The 4,593-nt window shown below is 56.3% G+C and carries 5 protein-coding genes; 2 read left to right on the top strand and 3 right to left on the bottom strand.

Features of this window, described 5'->3' with window-relative positions:
• The 3 genes from VGE80_RS09035 to VGE80_RS09025 form a co-directional block, all read right to left on the bottom strand.
• A partial coding sequence (locus VGE80_RS09035; RefSeq protein ID WP_440592422.1) for a chorismate-binding protein occupies positions 1–933 on the bottom strand: 933 nt, incomplete at its 3' end.
• 69 nt (positions 934–1,002) lie between these two features.
• Positions 1,003–2,253 carry an NAD(P)/FAD-dependent oxidoreductase gene (locus VGE80_RS09030; RefSeq protein ID WP_373652446.1) on the bottom strand — a complete coding sequence of 417 codons (1,251 nt, stop codon included), beginning with the start codon at positions 2,251–2,253 and terminating at the stop codon, positions 1,003–1,005.
• A 59-nt stretch (positions 2,254–2,312) separates the two neighbouring features.
• Positions 2,313–2,798: a MarR family winged helix-turn-helix transcriptional regulator gene (locus VGE80_RS09025; protein ID WP_373652447.1), complete on the bottom strand. Its 486-nt coding sequence runs from the start codon at positions 2,796–2,798 to the stop codon at positions 2,313–2,315.
• 246 nt (positions 2,799–3,044) lie between these two features.
• Between VGE80_RS09025 and VGE80_RS09020 the strand changes: the two genes are divergently transcribed.
• Together VGE80_RS09020 and VGE80_RS09015 are read left to right on the top strand one after the other, a co-directional pair.
• Complete coding sequence (locus VGE80_RS09020; protein ID WP_373652448.1) at positions 3,045–3,764, top strand: TetR/AcrR family transcriptional regulator; 720 nt, start codon at positions 3,045–3,047, stop codon at positions 3,762–3,764.
• Between the two features lie 104 nt (positions 3,765–3,868).
• A partial coding sequence (locus tag VGE80_RS09015; protein ID WP_440592421.1) for an ABC transporter permease occupies positions 3,869–4,593 on the top strand: 725 nt, incomplete at its 3' end.

The following is a 4,593-nucleotide window of genomic DNA, read 5'->3' as shown; positions in this document are numbered from 1 at the left end:
TCGTAGCTCGTCACGAGTAAACAGATCGGCCTCGGGGCCCCGTTTCCTTTGACGAGTTCCCTTAATCGGACGCGTTTCCACCTCGCCATCCTGAACCCAGAGAAATCGTTCGGGGGAGGCGCTGACGATGGCCCAGTCATTCCAGAGCATCAAACCGGCAAAGGGTGCCGGATTGACAGACCGCAGCCGCCGATAGAGCGACACAGGCCCACACGGTGCCGGTGCCAGCAACCTTTGCGACAGGTTCGCCTGGAAGATGTCGCCCGCGTGGATGTACTCGATCACTCGCTCAACCGCCCGCAGGTAGCCCTCACGCGTGAAGGTACTCGACACATGCGGCACGGAGGGAAGGGGAAACTGTTCCGCCAGTTCGAGCTTCCGGGGAACGGGGGATGTCTCGTCTGGGCGGGCGCGGCCTGCTGCCAGTGCAGCCTGAACATTGCGTATCCGGTCAGCGGCACGAAAAGCACGGCGGCCCGGCTCCCGCTCCGGCCACCCCTGCGAGACGAGCCAGACTTTGTGCTGTTCATGATCCCAGGCGATCACCCAGTCATAAAGTCCCACCGCCAGGACCGGCAGATTGAATTCGTTGAAGGTGGGTGTCGGAATTCGCTCCCAGGATTGCCCCAGTTCATACCCCAGCAGACCGGCGATCCCCCCTTGAAAAGGGGGGAGGCCCGCAACCCGCGCGGTTGGTAATTCCTTCCACGCTGCGCGGACTTGTTCGAAAGGATCGATTCCGTAGCGGGAACGATCAAGCTCCCAGCGGGTGATCGGATCCGCCATCAGGAAGGTGTAGCGACCGACCCCCCTCCGTTGAAGAGCGCTTTCAAACAGCAGCAGATTCGGCCAGTCTGCAAGGGCCTCTACTGCTGACATCACGTCAGTAGATGGAGAAAGCTCTTCGACGAGGGGAAACGTGATCGCGGTCATGCGTGCTCTCGCACTCCCAGAGGGCATCCATGCATCTGCACTCTCGGGTCGCAGTACTGGAAACGTCGATTACTTATGCTCTGCCATGGCGGGCGTCTTAAGAGCCTCTTCGACGAGTGCGAGGGTCTCATCGAGTTCTGGCCGAAAGAGATCACCAATCAGCAGGTCTGTGATATCCCCCTTGCGATTAGGGTGTTTGGCAACGAATCTGCCGAAGCTGAAACCGGCGTAGTAAGCGTTGACCAGTGATCGCATCCGCTGCATACCTCGGACATAATCGGGTTCCCAGGCTCCCAGTTGAGCCGCCGACGTATCCCCCTTGGCCAATCCCTCACAAACGGCATCAGCGGCGAGTTCACCTGACTTCAGTGCCAGGAGCACACCGGAAGAGTAAAGCGGATCAAGGAAGCCGAAGGCATCGCCGACGAGGACCCAGCCATCTCCGGCGGCACGGCGGGAGCGATAGGAATATTCCTTCGCAGCCCGATAAGGGGCGACACGCTTTCCAAGACTGATTCGTTGCTTCACCGCCGGACATTTTTCGACTTCCGCGTGATAGATGGCCTCGAAATCTTTGGTATCGCGATTCTTAAACAGGTAGTTATGGTCAGCGACGACACCGACACTGATGATGTTGTCATGCAGCGGGATGTACCAGAACCATCCTGTTTTTCCCTGAACCTGCAGTACGACCGTCGCCCCCTCGTCCCGTCCCGTGTCTCGCTGAGCACCTTCCCAATACGTCCAGACGGCCGCCTTCTTCAGTTCCTGATCCCATTCTCGCAGACCGAGCTTACCCATAATCAACGAACTTTGACCGCTTGCATCCACAATCACGTCAGCTCGCTCGATCCGCTCTTCGCCACCGGCTTCGTCTTTCACGCGCACACCGACGGCTCGTTCGCCCTCGAAGAGGACTTCGAGAACTCGCACACCTTGCTGCACATCGACGCCGTGGTCGGCGGCGTTCTGGAGCATCATCTGGTCGAACTCACTACGCCGGACTTGCCACGTCTGGGACGACTCATGCGGCTTGTGGTCGAGAAAATAGAAAGGCTCCGACAGTCGACCACTGGCGCCGACGAACTGCACGCTGTACTTTCGGATGAACTCGCTACTCTTCATTTTATCCAGCATATTGAGTCGTTTGAGGACCCAATACGTTTGCGGAATCAGCGATTCACCAATGTGGAACCGCGGAAACTGCTCTCGCTCCAGCAGCCGAACTTTGTGACCACGCTGAGCGATCAAAGTCGCTGCTGTCGAGCCGGAGGGGCCGCCACCAATCACGATCACGCGAGGCTCAGTCGAATTCACCATGGCTACGGTTGCTCCACTAAACAAGGAAATTTATGGACAAGAGAGGATTGATGAAAGAATCAGGCTTCTCGACACCAGTGGCTCCCTTCCACTTCGTGTGGAAAGCGAGCTGCATACAAAAGTTCCACCAGTTGCTTTAACTGAGCTTCTGACAAATGACCGAGTTGCCGGGAATGACACTCGCTGACGGCGGTGGAAAGTTCATCGACGAGTTGCAGCCCGCCAGCGGTGATGCTGACTTCGACGACGCGGCGGTTGTCAGCGCGCCGCTCGCGTTGAATTAACCCACGTGCCTCAAGGCGGTCGAGCAGGCGAGTCATATCGGGGGCCCGCGAAATCAGCTTATTTCCCAAGGCAGATGTCGGCATCGAAGCGGGATGCACGGCCTGCAGAAGTCGGAGCGCGTTGTACTGCTGCGCTGAGAGTTCATGCGATGCGAAAAGCTCATCCTCCAGCGACTTCAACCTGTCATACGTGCGCCAGAGGTTTAGATAGACCTCTTGCTGCAGGGAGTCGAAACGAGATTTTCGGGCCGTCGCAGCCAATGATGATCATCCCATGAGTTGACTTGTAACGGAATCCGCTCAACGAGGCGCTGCTTGCTGCTCGTTGCCCCCAACTGGGAACGGTTCATGCGAATTGTAGGCCGCTGGATTCATTCGTCAAGACGACTGTCGTTTCAACACCTGTCGACTGTTTGCTCACCCGAGATGAAAGAGATTTCCTTTCCTGTCGGAATTAATCTGTTTGACATTTTTTGACGATCCGTCGATAATTGACGCATGGGAACCATGACACGCAAACAACGTCAGATCAAAGAACGAGAGCAACTGTTTCTGCAGGTTGCCCGTAAGCTGTTGATCGAGCAGGGCTATGCGGGCCTGAGCATGGACCAGTTGGCAGAAGCGACGGAGTATTCGAAGGGTACGGTCTATCAGCACTTCTCAACGAAGGAAGATCTTGTCACGGCACTGGCCATCGAAAGCATGGAACGGCGTGTTGAGCTGTTCCTGAGGGCCGAACAATTCGTAGGACGTTCCCGTGAGCGGCTGGCGGCTATCGGGGTGGCGGATGAGATTTTCTCGCGTCTCGAACCACACCACTACCATTCTGAGTTCATTATCAAGCTGGCCAATCTGCGGGAACGTGCATCCGCAGAACGTCGGGAAGCACTCGATCGGCTGGAATCTGCCTGTTTTGGAACGGTCCTGCGAATCGTTCAGGCAGGCGTGGATGCAGGCGAGCTGCGACCGACCGTCGATTCGAGGGAACTGGTCTATTCGGTCATCACCATGGCGCTAGGGACGCACATGACGGCACTGCATTACTGCCCAATGTTGAAAGAGTTTGAGATTCAAGACCCGGTTAAAGTCCTGATGAAAGGAATCCATACACTGCTTGACGGGTTCGACTGGAAACCACTTTCAGGGGAATGGAATTACGAAGTCAGCCGTCAGCGAGTCCTGTCCGAGATTTTTGCACCCGAACAGGCCTCCCTGGGGCTCAACTGAATTTTTTTCGCCCGTTCTTGGCGCGTCGTCAAAATTCGACGCATTTTTGCCTGACTACAATAGCAGAACGAAACTGAACCGGGATCACCTCGAAGACGTACTTTATGAACTGGCTCGCACTACGAATGCTGACGGGCGACAAAAGCAAGTACCTGAGCCTGATTCTCAGCATCACGTTCGCGACGTTGCTGATGTCACAGCAGGTCTCCATTTTCATGGGGGTCGTCGAACGGTCTGCCAGCCAGATCATCGATGTCCGCGATGCAGACTTATGGGTGATGGACAGCAAAGTCCGGTACATCGATGAAGCTCCATTCCTGCCGAATAACGATTTGCAGCGTGTCCGCGGCGTTCCGGGGGTCGAATGGGCCGTTCGCTTTCACAAGAGCAGTGCGACCGCACGCCTGCCAGATGGAAATTTCCGAAATGTCATGTTGCTCGGGGTCGACGACGCGACGATGGTCGGATCACCTCGTCGAATGGTCCTGGGGGAACTGAGTGACCTGAACCGTGCCAACGCCGTCTTCATCGACAAGGCGGGCTACGAATACATGTGGCCTGGGGAACCATTCCAGTTGGGACGGGAATTTCACATCAACGATCGACGAGTCGTTCTGATGGGCATTTGCAAAGCATCGCCTCCCTTCACGACTCTTCCCATTCTTTACTCGCGGTTCACTGAAGTGGAACGATTTTTTCCCACCAATCGCAACCTGATGAACTACGTCCTTGCGAAGGCCATGCCGGGTCAGGACCCGCACCAAGTCTGCCAGGCGATCGAGCAGCAGTGCGGGTTAATGGCGCTGACTCAGGACGGTTTCTTCTGGAA

It is taken from the genome of Schlesneria sp. (assembly GCF_036405755.1).
Taxonomy (GTDB): domain Bacteria; phylum Planctomycetota; class Planctomycetia; order Planctomycetales; family Planctomycetaceae; genus Schlesneria; species Schlesneria sphaerica.
The sequence above is the reverse complement of the archived record's forward strand: the minus strand, read 5'-3'. Positions and strand labels throughout refer to the sequence as shown.